Raw genomic sequence first — 15,731 nt, forward strand, 5'->3', positions numbered from 1 at the left:
CACTCAATATGGTGTAATCAAAATTAAGTCGCTTAGCTATAATCAGATACGCGGGGCAATTATCCCGGGTTTATTAGGTATTGCTGAACCTTTAATCTATCGAGTAACTTTACCGCGCATTAAACCTTTTATAACCGCTTTTCTTGGCAGAGCCGCTGGTAGTTTTTTTATCGGATTAGTTGCCTGGTTGGGTCATCAACCAATTGGCCTCAACTCGGTTTTCCGCCCATCCGGATTAATTGCTATTCCACTGATGACATCTACAACCGGGATTTTTAGCGGTATACTTATCTATATTGCTGGCTTACTGATTTCCTATTTATTCGGTTTTATTTTTACCTATTTGTTCGCTAGTAAAAATGTCGATTTAAGTGAATGCAAAAAAAGGGCATCCCTTTTTTGCATCGCTATTGCAACCAAATAAAAGGGATACAAGCGAGTGTAAAAATACTCATTGTAATATTAAAAATAAACCAAGCATTACGCCCACAAAGCAGAATGCCGATTAAAGAACCAAAACCAACCCAGACAAAACCACCGATTAAATTGACAATCAACATAACAAAACTTATGATCAAAATCGAGTTAGCGTAGTTATGAGCAACACTATAACTACTAACCGCACCTAAGCCCATCATCCATGCTTTGGGATTTAGGAATTGTAATAAACTCCCCTGATACCATTTAATTGATTTAGCAACTTTGGACTCTGTATTAAGTTGCATATGGTGGGATGTAGCGAGTTTCCAAGCAAGCCATAATAAATATAAACTCCCAACAATTTTCATTACAATTTGTAGCACCGGCGAAAGCAGTAAAAGAACAACAAGGCCAGCAGCAGAAATAAATAAAATACTCTGGATACCTAATATTACGCCAAACATTAAAGGTATTGAACGCCGCAAACCATACTGAGCACCTGATGACGTAAATAATAAATTATTTGGCCCAGGAGTAATCGCCACAATGAATAAAAAAGTAAATAACGCAAAAATCAGCCCATAACTCATTTAAGATCCTTTGATTAACTATTATTAATCTTTTTTTTATATTAAAAATAACAATATGTTATCAGAACATATGTAGAATTAATTATTTAGATTTACAATTATGAGTAAAAATTTTCAACCAATAAATTGGGCTAAAAATCCTCATTTACAAACACTACTACCCCGTATTGTGAGGAAAAAGCCGAAAATCAAACCGTTATGGCAACGCCTAGAATTACGTGATGGCGATTTTATTGATCTCGCTTGGAGTGAAGATCCTCAATCTGCGAAGCATAAACCTCGACTGGTCATTTTTCACGGCTTAGAAGGCAGTTTTAGAAGCCCATATGCTCATGGCATGTTAGAAGCGACTAAAAGACGAGGATGGCTTGGTGTAATTATGCATTTTCGTGGCTGTAGTGGAGAACCGAATCGACAAAAACGCATTTATCATTCCGGTGAAATTACCGATGCCCGCTATTTCCTCAAATGGCATAAAACGATTTACGGTCAAGTACCAATTGCCGCGGTTGGCTACTCACTTGGTGGTAATATGTTAGCTTGCTATTTAGCAGAAACCGGACAATATGCTGATGTTAATGCAGCAGTCATTGTTTCCGCCCCTTTAATGTTAGAGCCTTGTTCAATTCGTTTAGAAAAAGGGATTTCACAATTCTATGAGCGTTATTTACTAAACGGCCTTAAACGTAATGCAACACGCAAACTCATTCGCTACCCTGGTTCATTACCGCTTAATTTGCTACAGCTAAAAAAGCTAAAACGGCTACGTGATTTTAATAATGTCATCACGGCGAAAATATACGGTTTTAAAGATGCAGCAGATTATTATCATCAATGTAGTGCTCTGCCTCGGTTACCGAATATCCGTGTCCCAACACTAATTATTCATGCAAAAGATGATCCTTTTATGGCGCCTGAAGTTGTACCGGATATCAACCAATTACCCGTTAATATTGAGTATCAAATGACAGAACATGGTGGTCACGTTGGGTTTGTTAGTGGCACATTAAAACAGCCTAAAATGTGGCTTGAGCAACGCATACCTGATTGGTTAACCCCACATCTGGAGCCATAATCTATGATCATTCTATGGCAACAGCTAACAGCAGGTACTTTAAATAATTTGATTGAAAGCTTTGTCTTACGAAAAGGAACGCATTATGGTAAAGATGAGAAAACGCTGGAAGAAAAAGTTGAGGATATTAAGCAACAATTACGATTAGGAAGTATTGTGCTTGTCTGGTCTGAATTACATGAAACGATAAATATTTTGCCAAAAAAAAATTACATTCTTAAATAACTGTATACATCGCTATATAAAAGAAATTTTACGTTATTGTAATTAATGTGTTAAAATATTGTGTTATCTGAATGCGTAATGGAAGCTACTTATTATGTCAGCTAATCATCCGATAATTGCAGTAACAGGCTCCAGTGGAGCGGGCACCAGCACCACCAGCCTTGCATTTCAAAAAATCTTTACTCAGTTAAAGCTTTCGGCAGCAACCATTAAAAGTGATAGCTTTCATCGTTATACTCGCCCTGAAATGGATGTTGTTATTCGTAAAGCTAAAGAACAGAGTCGTCATATTAGTTATTTTGTACCTGAATCCAATGATTTTGGTCTGCTTGAACAAAGTTTAATCGAGTATGGCGAAAACGGAAAAGGAAAACGCCGGCGCTATTTGCACACCTACGATGAAGCCGTCCCTTACAATCTTCAACCTGGGACTTTTACACGATGCGAAGCATTACCTAAAAATACCAATATACTATTTTATGAAGGGTTACGTGGTGGGGTTGTAACATCAAAATATAATGTGGCTAAACATGTAGATTTGTTAGTCTGTGTTGTGCCTATTGTTAATCTTGAATGGATCCAGAAACTAATTCGTGATACATCATAACGGGGTCATTCAAGAGAAGCTGTGATGGATTCAGTTATCCGCTCAATGGGAGATTACATTAAATATATCACCCCAAAATTTTCTCGCACCCATATTAACTTTCAACGTGTACCAACCGTTGATACATCTAACCCCTTTGCCGCTAAAGCGATTCCTTCACCAGATGAAAATTTTATAGTGATCCGATTTAATGGTCTGACCCAGATCGATTTTCCCTATCTTTTATCCATGCTACACAATTCATTTATTCCTTCAATGAACACATTGGTTGTTCCAGGCGGAAAACTAGGTTTAGCATTGGAGTTAATTATGACCCCATTAGTAAAAAAGCTTGTCACTAATAAAAAATTATCCATAAAATAAGCTAACAACACAGCATTATATTTTTATTTATATCAATTTTTTATTCTTATAACCATTTTAAAGTTCAAACTATGCATAAAATTATCTTTTCCGTATATAATAATCGCGGTAATATTTTCTGGTTAATTATTTAATAACGTAATTATATTATAATGTTAATATTTATTTTTGCTATAATTTGATAACTTATGAAATAACATATTATTATTTCGGTTTAATTTTCAAATGTAATATTTACTTTGTCATACTTGTTAATAAACACAATAAAACTAATCAACTTATTGCTAAAATATGGATTATTTAGTCTATACAACACGACTGAATCGAGACAGTAGAGACAGGATGCTTTTATTATGCTAAAAAGCAAAAGCACATTTATAGTATAGTTAAAATTAATACCAAAAATTCCGAATCAATATACCCTATAGTTAATATTAACTTTTCCAAACTAAACAAGTTAGTATGCTATGTTAGAATTTTATAAGATAAGCCAGCCTTATGAAGATTGGTATTTTCATATTTAGGCTGCAATAACATTAGAGGATTAAGCGAATGGTTTTCGGCAAACCACACACAGACCCGACTCTTGAATGGTTTTTGTCACACTGCCATATTCACAAATATCCATCCAAAAGCACTCTTATTCATCAGGGCGAAAAAGCAGAAACACTTTATTATATTCTAAAAGGTTCTGTTGCTGTTTTGATTAAAGATGAAGAAGGAAAAGAGATGATCCTTTCTTATCTGAATCAGGGGGACTTTATTGGTGAGCTTGGATTATTTGAGGAAGGGCAAGAGCGAACAGCTTGGGTTAGAGCTAAAAGCGCCTGTGAAGTCGCTGAAATCTCATATAAAAAATTTCGCCAATTAATACAGGTAAATCCAGATATTTTGATGCGATTATCAGCACAAATGGCTAAACGCTTACAAACAACTTCTGAAAAAGTCGGTAATCTAGCTTTTTTGGATGTTACAGGCCGTATTGCGCAAACATTATTAAATTTAGCAAAACAGCCTGACGCGATGACGCATCCAGATGGAATGCAAATTAAAATAACTCGCCAAGAGATAGGTCAAATAGTAGGATGCTCACGTGAAACAGTGGGACGTATCCTAAAAATGCTAGAAGATCAAAATCTGATTTCTGCTCACGGTAAAACCATTGTCGTTTACGGTACACGTTAACGGTACACGTTAATATTCTATAAACAAGTACCTACTTTTATGTAGTGTATTGGTTTTATAAACTTATTTATTGTTATTAATATACAATTAAATTATGAATATATAATTATAATAGTAATACAAAATCGAATAGCTGAATAAAGATACAACTTTAATATGATATTTGAAATTAAAAAATAACCGAACTATCTATCATAAAATTTACTAGATAGTCAGAGTATAATAATCAAACCTTATTAAGTTTTTTTTCAAAAACGATTTTAATACTATCGCATTATTATTATCTTCGTCTTTGCGAGAAAAAAGAAGTATCAAACAATCCGATTTTACTTTAAGCAATAAATATTGCCAACTATCAGGATTATTTTCTAATTTTTCAAAAGAAAGTCGCTTAAATTGAGTAAAATTTTCTGGATATTTATGAAACCATTTTCTTAAATTATTTGATGGAGCAAGATTTTTATTCCATTCATCATAGCGAAGATCTTGTTTTTTAATACTTCTTGGCCATATCCTATCAACCAATACCCGATAGCCATTATTACCCCTTTTATCCGCATAAATACGTTTACAAATTATCATCCTTGTACCATTTTTTGATAATAAAAAATTTAACAAAAATTTCTTTTATTATGTTTAATAGTAGTCCTGTATCGATGATAAATACAAAAAACATATTTACTTTCTATATACTGCTTTTCCCCTATTGAAATTTACATTTCAAGCAAAATAAAACCTATTTCTCCAACGTTGATAGTTATACTTATCATTGAAATAAATAGCCAGACATGATCTAATTTGTAATAAATTAATACTTTAGAAAATTATTTAATAACTCATGTCCTGGCTCACTCAAGATGCTTTCTGGATAAAATTGGACACCCTCAATAAGTAGTGTTTGATGCCTAATACCCATAATTTCATCAATATTTCCATCATGTAGCGTCCAGGCAGTAACCTCAAAGGTAGCGGGTAAAGTTCCAGCATCAATCACCAAAGAATGCTAACGAGTAACCTGTAATGGACGATTTAATCCTTTAAAAATACCTTGCTGGTTATGATGAATTACAGATACCTTGCCATGCATTACTTCTTTCGCTTTGACAATTGAACCACCAAAAGCCTGATCAATCGCCTGATGACCAAGGCAAACTCCCAAAATTGGGATCTTACCGGCAAAACATGAAATTGTATTTAGTGAAACACACGCCTCATTAGGTGTAGATGAACCCGGTGAAATAACTAAATGTGTCGGCGCTAATGTTTCTATCTCCGAGATAGTTATTGCATCATTACGTTTAACTACAACATTAACTCTTAACTCACACAGATATTAATAAAGGTTATAGCTAAACGAATCATAGTTATCAATTATCAAAAGCATAACTAGCTATCCAAATGATTTTTATAGTAATAATTCCTTGATTATGAACTTTATTATTAATGCAAATTGTACTGATTATTATACCATAATAATAACGTGGGTTATCATACCATGACCGTAGAAAAAAATGACTTACAAAAATCAATCAAAATGTTTCACTTTAATAAATAAACACAATAATTATAAATGAGAATAATGATAAAGGATTACTATAAACTATTATAAACTTCGTTATAATATTGACCATAAGGTTTTAAATTATTTGATGTTATTTCGATAAATTTCACCAATATATTTAGTTGCTTCTTCAAATTTTTTACCAATAAGATAATTATCATAGACTTCATTATAACATTCTATATTTCTTGGATTTGCCATAATTCCAATATCCACTGCCATGTGATTAATAATTTCTCGTTGGATCTCAATATTTTTAATCGTCGCAGCACCTTCACTGGCTAAAAATGAGAAACAAAATTTGATTTAGATTTTATATTTGGCTTTGTTGCATAAAATATGCCCAATTTCATGGGATAACGCTTGAATAGTCAAATTAGGATGATTCAATACTCCATTTGAAATATAGCTAAGCGACTTAATTTTGATTACACCATATTGAGTGCGAACAAAATATCTGGCTCGCATACGAGCGCTCTTTTTTTGCATTTAGCTTGTGCCCATTTATGTTCAATTGGATTAAAATGTGGCGAATAGGTAGGCAAATATTCCACCATATGCTCCGCATCGATGATGACTTGTTGAATACTCTGTTTCTTGTCAAAAGTTGCATTATCCATCATGATTACACTGTTTTTAGGAAGTACTGGGATAACGACTTGGATAACCCATGCATAGAAAACATCGCTATTAATATTGATATCAAATAATCCCGATAGCAAACAGCGTTGTGCTCAATAAAGCGCCGATAACATTTGTTCTTCCTTTAGCTCCCCAGTTCTTGAGACCAACACACCGTTGACCTATTCGGGGAATAGCCGTGAGTCCGCGGGGGTATCGTGTGAAAAACCACTTTCATCAATAAAAACAATATGCTTGCCTTTTTTTCATACTGTTGTTTTTTTGTTGAAACGTTTGTCGAGTGTTTTCGTCGGCTTTCGGATGACGTAGAGTTTTTTATAGGTCAATCCCATTTTTTTAAGAGCTTGCAAAATGGCCTTCTGACAAACGCCAAAACGCTCTGCACGATCTTTTCGGTAAGCATCTGGATATTGTTCAACATCTTTTATCAACTCGGATTTATCGATTTTTCGCTGATGCGTAGTCGATGCTTTTGGCTTTATTTGATTAATCCAACGCGATACAGATGCAGAGCCAATCCGAAATTGCTTCGCTGTTTCTCGGATACTCAACCCTTCTGCTTCCATCGTAAATATCATTTTACTTCTAAAATCAATTGAATAGCTCATATAAATAATGTCATCAAAATTAAGTCGCTTAGCTATAAATACAGTTTTTCGTCGTAAATCGGTCGCGGTTCCTTGCTCCCGTTGCGCTACAACTAATTTCCAACCATCAATTTCTAATGTCTCCAATACCCGACTCAATGTAGGTGAACTTATAATAAGCGCTTGTGTTTTTTTCAGAAAATCGAACCATTTTGCCCGGAATATATTCAATTTTCTCATCCAAAAAATAAGTAGACATAAGCGCAATTTTCTGTAAGTCTGAAAATTGATTATTTTTATGTTTTATTTTCGGTTCAACAATATTTTCTATTAATTTCTGGCAACTAGGTAATAGCTTACTCAAACAATAATTCCTCATTAACAACAAGATAACGATATAAATTAATAAGCTGATGGAAATTTTATTTTATTATAAAGTAAAGTCCTTCGATTAATAGCAAGATAAAGACAGGTAAATTATTTTAGTTTTCTTATTGTAATTAAATATTGTTAGGTATGTTAAATTTAATAGCAGAAAAATATTTCCTGCTATTAGATAACTTATTCAATACTGGCAGAAATAATTTTTATTTCTTGAGTTGGCACATTTTGGTAAGGACGAATATCTTTTGTTTTTACTTTTGAAATTTTGTCAACAACATCCATTCCTTTAATCACTTTACCAAAAACAGTATAACCAAAATCACGTTGGCCATGATCTAAGAATGCATTATCTGCTATGTTGATAAAAAATTGGCTAGTAGCACTATCCTTAGCTGTTGTACGCGCCATTGCAATGGTTCCACGTAAATTACGTAACCCATTATCAGCTTCATTTTTGATTGGCGAGCGAATATTTACTTGAGGTTGCAAATCACTAATAAAACCACCAGCTTGGATCATAAAACCTGGGATCACACGATGGAAAATAGTATTTTGATAGTAACCTGCTTTTACATACTGAATGAAATTCTCCGTTGTTATAGGCGCTGCTTTATTATTTAACTCAAGTTCGATCTCACCTTCCGAAGTGACTAATTTAACGATAGTATCTCCTGCTGCAACAGCAAATGAAGAGATATTAACCATATACACTACCAGTAGCGGCAGAAAAAAACGTTTTAACATTCAAGTTCCTTTTAATTATATTTTAGATGAAAATGTAAGCTAAAATTTAGTACCGTCAGGTCATTATACTAAGTAAAAATGCATAACTGGCCTAAATTGACCTAATTAAATAATAGGATCTATTCTGTCACATTCCATATTTTTTCTTATGTAAAAAATGTTATTTTTAATAAAATTCATTAACACATAATAATCTATCTTTCATGTAGCTATGACTATCTTAATTTATCCTCTTAAAGGTATAATTTCTCTAATTTAAGCCGAAATCAGCGAGAAACAATGATGACAAACAAAAATTATAACTATCACCAGACAAAATTTGTCACAAGCGCACCTGATATTCGCCATTTACCAAACGATCATGGTATAGAAATTGCCTTCGCTGGACGTTCTAACGCCGGTAAATCCAGTGCATTAAATGCACTTACCCAACAAAAAAATCTAGCCCGTACCAGTAAAACACCTGGCAGAACACAGCTAATAAATTTGTTCGAAGTTGCAGAGGGTATTAGGCTGGTTGATTTACCTGGCTACGGCTATGCCGAAGTCCCTGAATCAATTAAACGCCAATGGCAACAAGCATTACGTGAATATTTACAAAAAAGAACATGTTTAAAAGGATTGATAATATTAATGGACATTCGTCATCCATTAAAAGATATGGATATACAAATGATTGAATGGTCTGTAGCAATGAATATCCCGATATTAGTATTGCTAACCAAAGCAGACAAACTAGTACCTAATAAACAAAAAGCTCAAATCATAGCAGTACGTAATAGATTAAAAACAGTGCCGGGTAATATACAAGTTGAAACCTTTTCTTCATTGAAAAAAATAGGTATCGATAAATTACAATTTAAATTAGATGAATGGTTCAATGAGCACCATTCTGAGCATAATTAGTCTACATGATGGATAATTAGAGGGCTTTATCTATCACTACTGTCACATTTTCTTAAAAATAAATAAAAAATGCTCCAGTCAATTATTTGACTAGAGCAGCTTAATAATTAGCTTATCTTATTTTATATTACATAAAGTAATAGATTTTAAAAATAGAACATCTTACCTCTGTACCCTACATGAATTATTTTACTTTATTTCGCGAATAAAAAAGTTTTTTGTTATTTTTTTCGATTGAATTTAAGTCATAACATAACTTTATGTAATAAAAACTAATTTCTTGATAATTTTGGCAGATAATTAGAAAAAACTATATATTTTTAGTGATAAAAACTGCCTAGTTTACTAAAACAGTTTGGTCGATCATCCTAACAAAAGTAAGTTATTACCTACTACGTTATTTTGTCACGAGTAAAATAAGTTAGTTTACTTAAAATTCTTATCGAAAATTCGCATAAATGCCGCTTTTTCTTTTTAATGTGCTTCATCCCAATTATCACCAATACCAATATCAACTTTTAATTGAACAGTTAATTGCATACTGTGTTCCATTAACTGACGGATTTTTTGTTGTGACCGCTCAACAGCGGATGCTTTTACTTCAAAAACTAATTCATCGTGTACTTGCATCAACATATAGAGATCAGGCTTTACCGTTTCAATCCATGTATCTAATGTGATCATCGCTTTTTTTATAATATCTGCTGCTGTTCCTTGCATTGGTGCATTAATGGCTTCACGTTCAGATGCTTTACGTCGCATTGCATTGCGGGAATTAATATCGGGCAAATAAAGTCGACGTCCTGCTAACGTTTCGACATAACCTTGCTCCGCAGCTTGCTTGCGGGTACTTTCCATATAACTTAAAACACCAGGATAGCGATCAAAATAACGATCCATATAATGCTGTGCCTCGCCACGAGTAATTCCTAACTGACGGGACAGTCCAAAATTGCTCATACCATAAATTAAACCAAAATTAATTGCTTTTGCGCTACGGCGCTGCTCACTAGTCACATCGGTCAACAATACCCCAAAAACCTCTGCCGCTGTTGCTCTATGAATATCTTGTCCTTCGGCAAAAGCATCAAGCAATCCTTTATCCTGCGAAAGATGGGCCATAATACGCAATTCAATTTGAGAATAATCTGCAGCTATAATTTTATAACCTTCGCGAGCGATAAACGTTTGACGGATCCTTCGCCCTTCCTCAGTCTTAACTGGAATATTTTGTAAATTAGGATCACGGGAAGAGAGTCTACCAGTCGCTGTTACTGCCTGATGATAGGAAGTATGTACCCGTTTCGTTTTTGGATGGATCATCATGGGTAGTTTATCGGTATAAGTCGATTTTAATTTTGACAAGCTACGGTGTTGCAGAATAATTTTTGGCAGATCATGACTAAAAGCCAGCTCTTCTAGAACTTCCTCATTAGTGGAAGGTGCCCCACTAGGCGTTTTCTTCACCACTGGCAGTTGAAGTTTTTCAAACAAAATAGCTTGTAATTGTTTAGGTGATGCCAAATTAAATTCTTGTTCAGCGATAGCATAAGCTTCTTTTTCAATTTCCATTAATCGGCTTGCTATCTCCTGAGATTGCTTAGCCAGCTTATTTGCATCGATAAGCACCCCAACCCGCTCCATACGCGCTAATACCGGTACTAACGGCATTTCTATCTGTTGAAAAACTTCTTTTAATTTAGGTTCTGCCTCAAGTTGAGGCCAAAGCGTTTGGTGTAATAATAATGTGACGTCGGCATCTTCGGCTGCATAAGTTGACGCTTGTTCAAGTGGAATTTGATTGAATGTTAACTGATTTTTTCCTTTGCCGGCAATCTCTTCAAAAGTTATGGTTTTATGATTGAGATGCCGTTGCGCCAAACTATCCATATCATGACGACCAAGTTCGGCAACACTATTTAATATATAAGATTCCAGCATTGTATCAAAGGCCATATTCTTTAATTCAATATCATAATTGACCATCACGCTGTAATCGAATTTTAAATTCTGACCAATCTTTTGAACATTTTGGTGAATTAATACCGGTTTTATCGCCGCTAACACCTCATCTAAAGGTAATTGTTGTGGCGCATCAAGATAATCATGCCCCAGCGGAAGATAAGCAGCTTTACCTTCTTCAATGGCAAAACAGAGCCCAACCAAATTTATCGATAGTGTATCAAGGCCGTCAGTTTCAGTATCAAAGGCAAAACGCTTTGCCGATTGCAATTTTTCAACCCATTGCATCAAATCATCTTTGGTCAATATCGTTTGATAATGCTCTGTTGATAGTACGGCTGCTGGCTCTTTATCTAAAGAAATATCGCTATTGTTATCAGAAATAGTGGTTGCAGATTTAACTGTTTTTTTCGTTAGCCAACTACCATTTTGTAAATCAGCTAACCAACGCTTAAATTCGTAATGACTAAAAAGCGCATGTAACTTTTCAATATCAGGCGCCTGCATAACCAGTCCATCATAATCTGTAGTTAAATCAACATTAATCTTAATTGTGGCTAATTTATAAGATAAAAAAGCAATGTCTTTATGTTGTGCCATTTTTTCTGCTAATGTTTTCGATCCACGAAACCCTAACGGAGCAATTGCAGACAAATCATTATAAATCGTTTCCAGATCGCCAATTCCTTGCAATAAAGCTAATGCTGTTTTTTCTCCTACACCTGGTACACCAGGAATATTATCGGATGAATCTCCCATCAACGCGAGAAAATCAATCATCAACTCAGGTGACACACCATATTTATCAACAACCTCTGTTGGCCCTAAGATAGTGTTTGTCATGGTATTAATGAGTGTTATATCAGAGGTCACTAATTGAGCCATGTCTTTATCTCCTGTACTGATTAGTACAGGCAATCCTTTCTTACTAGCCTGTAAAGCTAATGTCCCTATTACATCATCAGCTTCAACACCAGCAAAAACCAATAAAGGAAGCCCCATGGCAGCAACCATTTCATGTAGCGGCGCTATCTGTTCACGCAAATCATTGGGCATTGGTGGTCGTTGAGATTTATATTGCTCAAATAATTCATCCCGAAAAGTTTTTCCTTTAGCATCAAATACTACTGCAATATGACTCGGCTGATATTGCATAATTAAACTACGCAACATGTTAAGAACACCATACATAGCACCGGTTGGCTCCCCTGCACTGTTGCTTAATGGGGGAAAAGCATGATATGCACGGTAAAGGTAAGAGGAGCCATCAACTAGGATAAATGGGTTTTCTGCAATTTGAGCCATAGTCTTTTTCATCATCAAAATAATTAATAGTGATAGATAGAATGCCACACTCATGCCAGAGAGACGAATTTTGCCTGAATTTATTTTCAATTTATCACTTTTCCACCGCTTATAGCACTAAAACATCTTATGGATAAACTTGTGTGTAAATCTTCTTATTATACTATATTCAGTAGTTAAAGAGATTTAGCTTAAAAAGCAATATTAAATGATAATCAAGACGTTACGGATAAAAATGATATCGCGCTGCTATTTTTGTCGGTTAACATTTTTTATGGATATTACAGAATAATATGCCAAAAAATAGGAAAAATTCGCTGTTATACCAATATGTTAAACCGTTGATACAACATGGCGCTATTAAAAAAGGTGGAAAAAGGCTTACTTATTTACTAATTAAAAAGTTTACAACATCAGAATAAGCTTTAGCATAATTATTAACATCTTCAATCGTGATGCCATTGTTACGTATCATATATTTACCATTAACAAAAATAGCCGGCACACGACGTAATTGAAATTCTTCCACTGCTTGCTGTTGTTTTAGAACCAACGATTTAACGACAAAACTATTTAGCGCTGCATCATATTGTTCACTTTTGACGCCAGCTTTAATGAACACACCTTTAATATCAGGAGGGGTATTTATCGATTCTGTCTTTTGGATCCTTTCAAACAACAATGGTGACACTTTATCTTCAACCTTCAACACCATTGCTACCGTCCAAGCTTTTGTTAATTCAGCGCCTAATGGCCCCAAAAAATCAACATGGTAGCGTTCCATTTTAATGTCTTTAGGTAAATTTTTTGCTACGGTTTGGGATACATGATAGATGGATTCAAATTGATAACAGTGTGGACAGTAAAAAGAAAAAAATTCTACGACGCGAGGTGCATTTTGTACCGCTTTTTCTATTTTGATAAATTCAGTACCCTCCGCGTAATTTGCGGCAGAAACACCATAAGACAGTACTAACCCTATTAAAGCTAACCAAAATTTATTCATATTACTCATTCTCCAAAAATATTTTCCATTTATTAATATATTAAACCGGGTTGCAAAGGCTGCTCATTTAGCGCATTGATCTGTTGAGAAAAAAGTAACTGCTGTTTACGCCTAAAATCATACTCAATCATCCAAGGAAAAGCTCGCGGAAAAGCCGGATCTTCGCAACGCCGAACAATCCATGATAAATAATGAATTATTCGCATTGCTTGTAAAGGCTCAATCAGTGCCAACTGTTCATTATCAAAATGCATATATTCAGTATAAGCTTCTAATAATATTTCAAGTTGAATTCGTTTTTCCCGACGTTTGCCGTTTAAAAGCATCCATAAATCTTGTACTGCTGGGCCATTACGAGCATCATCAAAATCGACAATAAAACGGCCATCTCGCCACAAAATATTACTAGGATGACAATCACCCTGTAAGCGAAGATAACTATGCGGTTGCGACCAACGCTTTTTACTTCAACAATAAGCTAATCAAGGACAAATAGAAAGTTTTGTTTTAATTTACGGGGTAGTAAAGGAGAGTATTCGCTAAAATATTACGAGGAGTAATTAAATATTCATCAATTCCAATAGTTGGCCTGGTAAAAAAATCGTGCTGATATCCTATTTGATGAATGCGCCCAATTAATCGACCTACCTCTTCCAACTGTAACAAGTTATCAGTCTCATATTGCCGTCCCCAACACTCGGAAAAACTGGGTATAAAAAACTTCGATACTCCAATACAGTTTGCCCGGCGAAAAATAGAGGAGCAATAACCGATAAACCAGCTTCATACGAAGACAACATAAAATCGTGTTCTTCTTGGATCTGAGTCCGATTCCAACGCGTTGTTCGATAAAATTTCACAACGTAACGTTTATGCTGTTCATCTAGAAACTGGTAAACTCGATTTTCATAACTATTCAACTCGATTATCCTTGAATCAAGGTATAATCCAACTTCTATTAACGCATCATGAATTTAATCGGGGGTAATCGTTTTGAAATGAAAAGCACTTTGCTGTGTCACTTTATTATCTCTTCTATCAGGTTAATCTTTAATGATGCCACGAGCGCGTAAAAGCGCTGTTTTGAAATCGTTTTCGTGCTCTTTTTGCAAGCCAGGTATTGCGGCTTCCGTTGGAGAGTTACGCATTTTTAAATGATAGATAAAAGTATCGTCAGTCAAACCGCATAAATCCCCTTTAAAACCAGCTTCATCAGCTAATTTTTGCAATAGTTGCGCCAAATTTAATTCTGGATATTCCTGACATAAGGGTTGCAGCAGTTTAATTACTTCGTTTAACCGATGATATTTCATTTTTTAATACCTTACTAACAAATTATTTATACAAATTACCAAGGATTATCTGCTAGAAAAAGCGTTAATTTGTCAGTTAAGATAAAAAATTATTTTTTATTAGTTACTATTATGTATTGAGTTAAAATATCAACTATTTAATAGATAAACATATTTATAATAAATCAACTTAACAAATTTAATTTTGATCATATCGCATTAGCAATAATGAATAAAAATCACGGTTTTAACATATATTATATATATAAATAATTAATACATTGTAATTTATTTTCTACACAATTTAGATATAACTAATTTTTAAATTCACATATTTGTTCTAATAATTAACACTCGCTCAAGAAGCCCTTTTTAATTCCTTTCATCACCTTTTTATAAAGGTGGTTACTGATGATGCAACAGCATTTAAATCAAGCAACTCCAGATCCCAATAATGAAGGTATTCGCATTATTCTCTGTAAAGCGCCCGATGAAGAAACCGAAAAAACATTACTAAACAATTACTTGCCAAAAACTCGCTGCTTGCATTACGCTATTACCAAAAGCTGTAGCTAAGCGACTTAATTTTGATTACACCATATTGAGTCCGAACAAAATATCTGTGTCGCATCCGAGCGCTCTTTTTTGCATTTAGCTTGTGCCCATTTATGTTGAATTGGATAAAGATCTGGCGAATAGGTAGGCAAATATTCCACCATATGCCCCGCATCGATGATGACTTGTTGAATACTCTATTTCTTTTGAAAAATTGCATTATCCATCATGATTACACTGTTTTTAGGAAGTACTGGAATAAGGACTTGGGTGACCCATGCATAGAAAACATTGCTGTTAATATTGATATCAAATAATCTGA

Annotated in this window: 16 protein-coding genes and 4 pseudogenes; 6 read left to right on the forward strand and 14 right to left on the reverse strand. The window is 34.4% G+C overall.

Translation table 11 applies throughout. The features are described 5' to 3' along the window. A pseudogene (locus ARSQ2_RS05065) lies at nt 1-424 on the forward strand (hypothetical protein); the annotation flags it as partial. Here ARSQ2_RS05065 and ARSQ2_RS05070 read toward each other — a convergent pair. Then, nucleotides 408-1,010 (reverse strand): LysE family translocator, encoded by a 603-nt coding sequence (locus tag ARSQ2_RS05070; RefSeq protein WP_181994582.1) that lies wholly within the window; start codon nt 1,008-1,010, stop codon nt 408-410. The pseudogene ARSQ2_RS05065 and the gene ARSQ2_RS05070 overlap by 17 nt on opposite strands. A gap of 100 nt (nt 1,011-1,110) precedes the next feature. Here ARSQ2_RS05070 and ARSQ2_RS05075 point away from each other — a divergent pair, with 100 nt between their 5' ends. From ARSQ2_RS05075 to crp, 4 genes and pseudogenes are all read left to right on the forward strand, one after another. Then, the gene (locus ARSQ2_RS05075; protein WP_181994583.1) at nt 1,111-2,085 is read left to right on the forward strand and encodes a hydrolase; all 975 of its coding nucleotides are present in this window, start codon (nt 1,111-1,113) and stop codon (nt 2,083-2,085) included. A 3-nt stretch (nt 2,086-2,088) separates the two neighbouring features. Continuing rightward, nucleotides 2,089-2,310, forward strand: coding sequence for a YheU family protein (locus tag ARSQ2_RS05080; protein WP_181994584.1), 222 nt, complete (start codon nt 2,089-2,091; stop codon nt 2,308-2,310). A gap of 94 nt (nt 2,311-2,404) precedes the next feature. Beyond that, a pseudogene (locus ARSQ2_RS05085) lies at nt 2,405-3,280 on the forward strand (phosphoribulokinase). 552 nt (nt 3,281-3,832) lie between these two features. After that, complete coding sequence (gene crp, locus ARSQ2_RS05090) at nt 3,833-4,465, forward strand: cAMP-activated global transcriptional regulator CRP (RefSeq protein WP_181994585.1); 633 nt, start codon at nt 3,833-3,835, stop codon at nt 4,463-4,465. 204 nt (nt 4,466-4,669) lie between these two features. Here the strand turns inward: crp and ARSQ2_RS05095 are convergent, their stop codons facing one another. The 8 genes and pseudogenes from ARSQ2_RS05095 to ARSQ2_RS05130 form a co-directional block, all read right to left on the reverse strand. Continuing rightward, nucleotides 4,670-5,083 (reverse strand): DUF488 domain-containing protein, encoded by a 414-nt coding sequence (locus ARSQ2_RS05095; RefSeq protein ID WP_338078252.1) that lies wholly within the window; start codon nt 5,081-5,083, stop codon nt 4,670-4,672. A 190-nt stretch (nt 5,084-5,273) separates the two neighbouring features. Then, nucleotides 5,274-5,795, reverse strand: a pseudogene (locus ARSQ2_RS05100) (glutamine amidotransferase-related protein). A gap of 312 nt (nt 5,796-6,107) precedes the next feature. Next, complete coding sequence (locus ARSQ2_RS05105) at nt 6,108-6,248, reverse strand: hypothetical protein (protein WP_181994587.1); 141 nt, start codon at nt 6,246-6,248, stop codon at nt 6,108-6,110. An 84-nt stretch (nt 6,249-6,332) separates the two neighbouring features. Next, nucleotides 6,333-6,515 carry a hypothetical protein gene (locus tag ARSQ2_RS05110; RefSeq protein ID WP_181994588.1) on the reverse strand — a complete coding sequence of 61 codons (183 nt, stop codon included), beginning with the start codon at nt 6,513-6,515 and terminating at the stop codon, nt 6,333-6,335. Beyond that, nucleotides 6,455-6,748 (reverse strand): transposase, encoded by a 294-nt coding sequence (locus ARSQ2_RS05115; RefSeq protein ID WP_238334323.1) that lies wholly within the window; start codon nt 6,746-6,748, stop codon nt 6,455-6,457. Before ARSQ2_RS05115 ends, ARSQ2_RS05110 begins: the two co-directional genes overlap by 61 nt. Nucleotides 6,749-6,913: 165 nt before the next feature. Continuing rightward, a complete protein-coding gene (locus tag ARSQ2_RS05120) occupies nt 6,914-7,402 on the reverse strand; it encodes an IS630 transposase-related protein (protein ID WP_181994589.1) in 489 nt (162 codons plus the stop codon). Next, the gene (locus ARSQ2_RS05125) at nt 7,383-7,619 is read right to left on the reverse strand and encodes a hypothetical protein (protein ID WP_181994590.1); all 237 of its coding nucleotides are present in this window, start codon (nt 7,617-7,619) and stop codon (nt 7,383-7,385) included. The genes ARSQ2_RS05120 and ARSQ2_RS05125 overlap by 20 nt, the downstream gene beginning before the upstream one ends. A 197-nt stretch (nt 7,620-7,816) precedes the next feature. Further along, nucleotides 7,817-8,383: a peptidylprolyl isomerase gene (locus ARSQ2_RS05130; RefSeq protein WP_181994591.1), complete on the reverse strand. Its 567-nt coding sequence runs from the start codon at nt 8,381-8,383 to the stop codon at nt 7,817-7,819. Nucleotides 8,384-8,665: 282 nt separating this feature from the next. Here ARSQ2_RS05130 and yihA point away from each other — a divergent pair, with 282 nt between their 5' ends. Beyond that, nucleotides 8,666-9,289: a ribosome biogenesis GTP-binding protein YihA/YsxC gene (yihA, locus tag ARSQ2_RS05135; protein ID WP_181994595.1), complete on the forward strand. Its 624-nt coding sequence runs from the start codon at nt 8,666-8,668 to the stop codon at nt 9,287-9,289. A 474-nt stretch (nt 9,290-9,763) separates the two neighbouring features. On the opposite strand, the gene polA is transcribed toward yihA, so the two are convergent. From polA to ARSQ2_RS05160, 5 genes and pseudogenes are all read right to left on the reverse strand, one after another. Then, nucleotides 9,764-12,556, reverse strand: a complete 2,793-nt coding sequence (gene polA, locus ARSQ2_RS05140; protein ID WP_181994596.1) for a DNA polymerase I — start codon at nt 12,554-12,556, stop codon at nt 9,764-9,766. Nucleotides 12,557-12,941: 385 nt separating this feature from the next. Next, nucleotides 12,942-13,562 carry a thiol:disulfide interchange protein DsbA gene (dsbA, locus tag ARSQ2_RS05145; protein ID WP_181994592.1) on the reverse strand — a complete coding sequence of 207 codons (621 nt, stop codon included), beginning with the start codon at nt 13,560-13,562 and terminating at the stop codon, nt 12,942-12,944. Between the two features lie 32 nt (nt 13,563-13,594). Continuing rightward, nucleotides 13,595-14,536: pseudogene (locus ARSQ2_RS05150) on the reverse strand (serine/threonine protein kinase). A gap of 69 nt (nt 14,537-14,605) precedes the next feature. Beyond that, on the reverse strand, nt 14,606-14,875 hold the full coding sequence (locus ARSQ2_RS05155; RefSeq protein WP_181994593.1) for a YihD family protein: 270 nt from the start codon (nt 14,873-14,875) through the stop codon (nt 14,606-14,608). Between the two features lie 535 nt (nt 14,876-15,410). Then, nucleotides 15,411-15,629 carry a hypothetical protein gene (locus tag ARSQ2_RS05160; RefSeq protein ID WP_181994594.1) on the reverse strand — a complete coding sequence of 73 codons (219 nt, stop codon included), beginning with the start codon at nt 15,627-15,629 and terminating at the stop codon, nt 15,411-15,413. Between the last annotated feature and the right edge of the window lie 102 nt (nt 15,630-15,731).

This window comes from Arsenophonus endosymbiont of Bemisia tabaci Q2, from assembly GCF_902713415.1.
In the GTDB taxonomy this organism is placed as follows: Bacteria; Pseudomonadota; Gammaproteobacteria; order Enterobacterales; family Enterobacteriaceae; genus Arsenophonus.

What these genes read in the sequence shown, in the direction of transcription:
- ARSQ2_RS05070 (WP_181994582.1), bottom strand. Translation starts at nt 1,010, where the DNA reads ATGAGTTATGGGCTGATTTTTGCGTTATTTACTTTTTTATTCATTGTG.
- ARSQ2_RS05075 (WP_181994583.1), top strand. Translation starts at nt 1,111, where the DNA reads ATGAGTAAAAATTTTCAACCAATAAATTGGGCTAAAAATCCTCATTTA.
- ARSQ2_RS05080 (WP_181994584.1), top strand. Translation starts at nt 2,089, where the DNA reads ATGATCATTCTATGGCAACAGCTAACAGCAGGTACTTTAAATAATTTG.
- crp (WP_181994585.1), top strand. Translation starts at nt 3,833, where the DNA reads ATGGTTTTCGGCAAACCACACACAGACCCGACTCTTGAATGGTTTTTG.
- ARSQ2_RS05105 (WP_181994587.1), bottom strand. Translation starts at nt 6,248, where the DNA reads ATGGCAGTGGATATTGGAATTATGGCAAATCCAAGAAATATAGAATGT.
- ARSQ2_RS05110 (WP_181994588.1), bottom strand. Translation starts at nt 6,515, where the DNA reads ATGCAAAAAAAGAGCGCTCGTATGCGAGCCAGATATTTTGTTCGCACT.
- ARSQ2_RS05130 (WP_181994591.1), bottom strand. Translation starts at nt 8,383, where the DNA reads ATGTTAAAACGTTTTTTTCTGCCGCTACTGGTAGTGTATATGGTTAAT.
- yihA (WP_181994595.1), top strand. Translation starts at nt 8,666, where the DNA reads ATGACAAACAAAAATTATAACTATCACCAGACAAAATTTGTCACAAGC.
- polA (WP_181994596.1), bottom strand. Translation starts at nt 12,556, where the DNA reads ATGGCTCAAATTGCAGAAAACCCATTTATCCTAGTTGATGGCTCCTCT.
- dsbA (WP_181994592.1), bottom strand. Translation starts at nt 13,562, where the DNA reads ATGAATAAATTTTGGTTAGCTTTAATAGGGTTAGTACTGTCTTATGGT.
- ARSQ2_RS05155 (WP_181994593.1), bottom strand. Translation starts at nt 14,875, where the DNA reads ATGAAATATCATCGGTTAAACGAAGTAATTAAACTGCTGCAACCCTTA.
- ARSQ2_RS05160 (WP_181994594.1), bottom strand. Translation starts at nt 15,629, where the DNA reads ATGCAATTTTTCAAAAGAAATAGAGTATTCAACAAGTCATCATCGATG.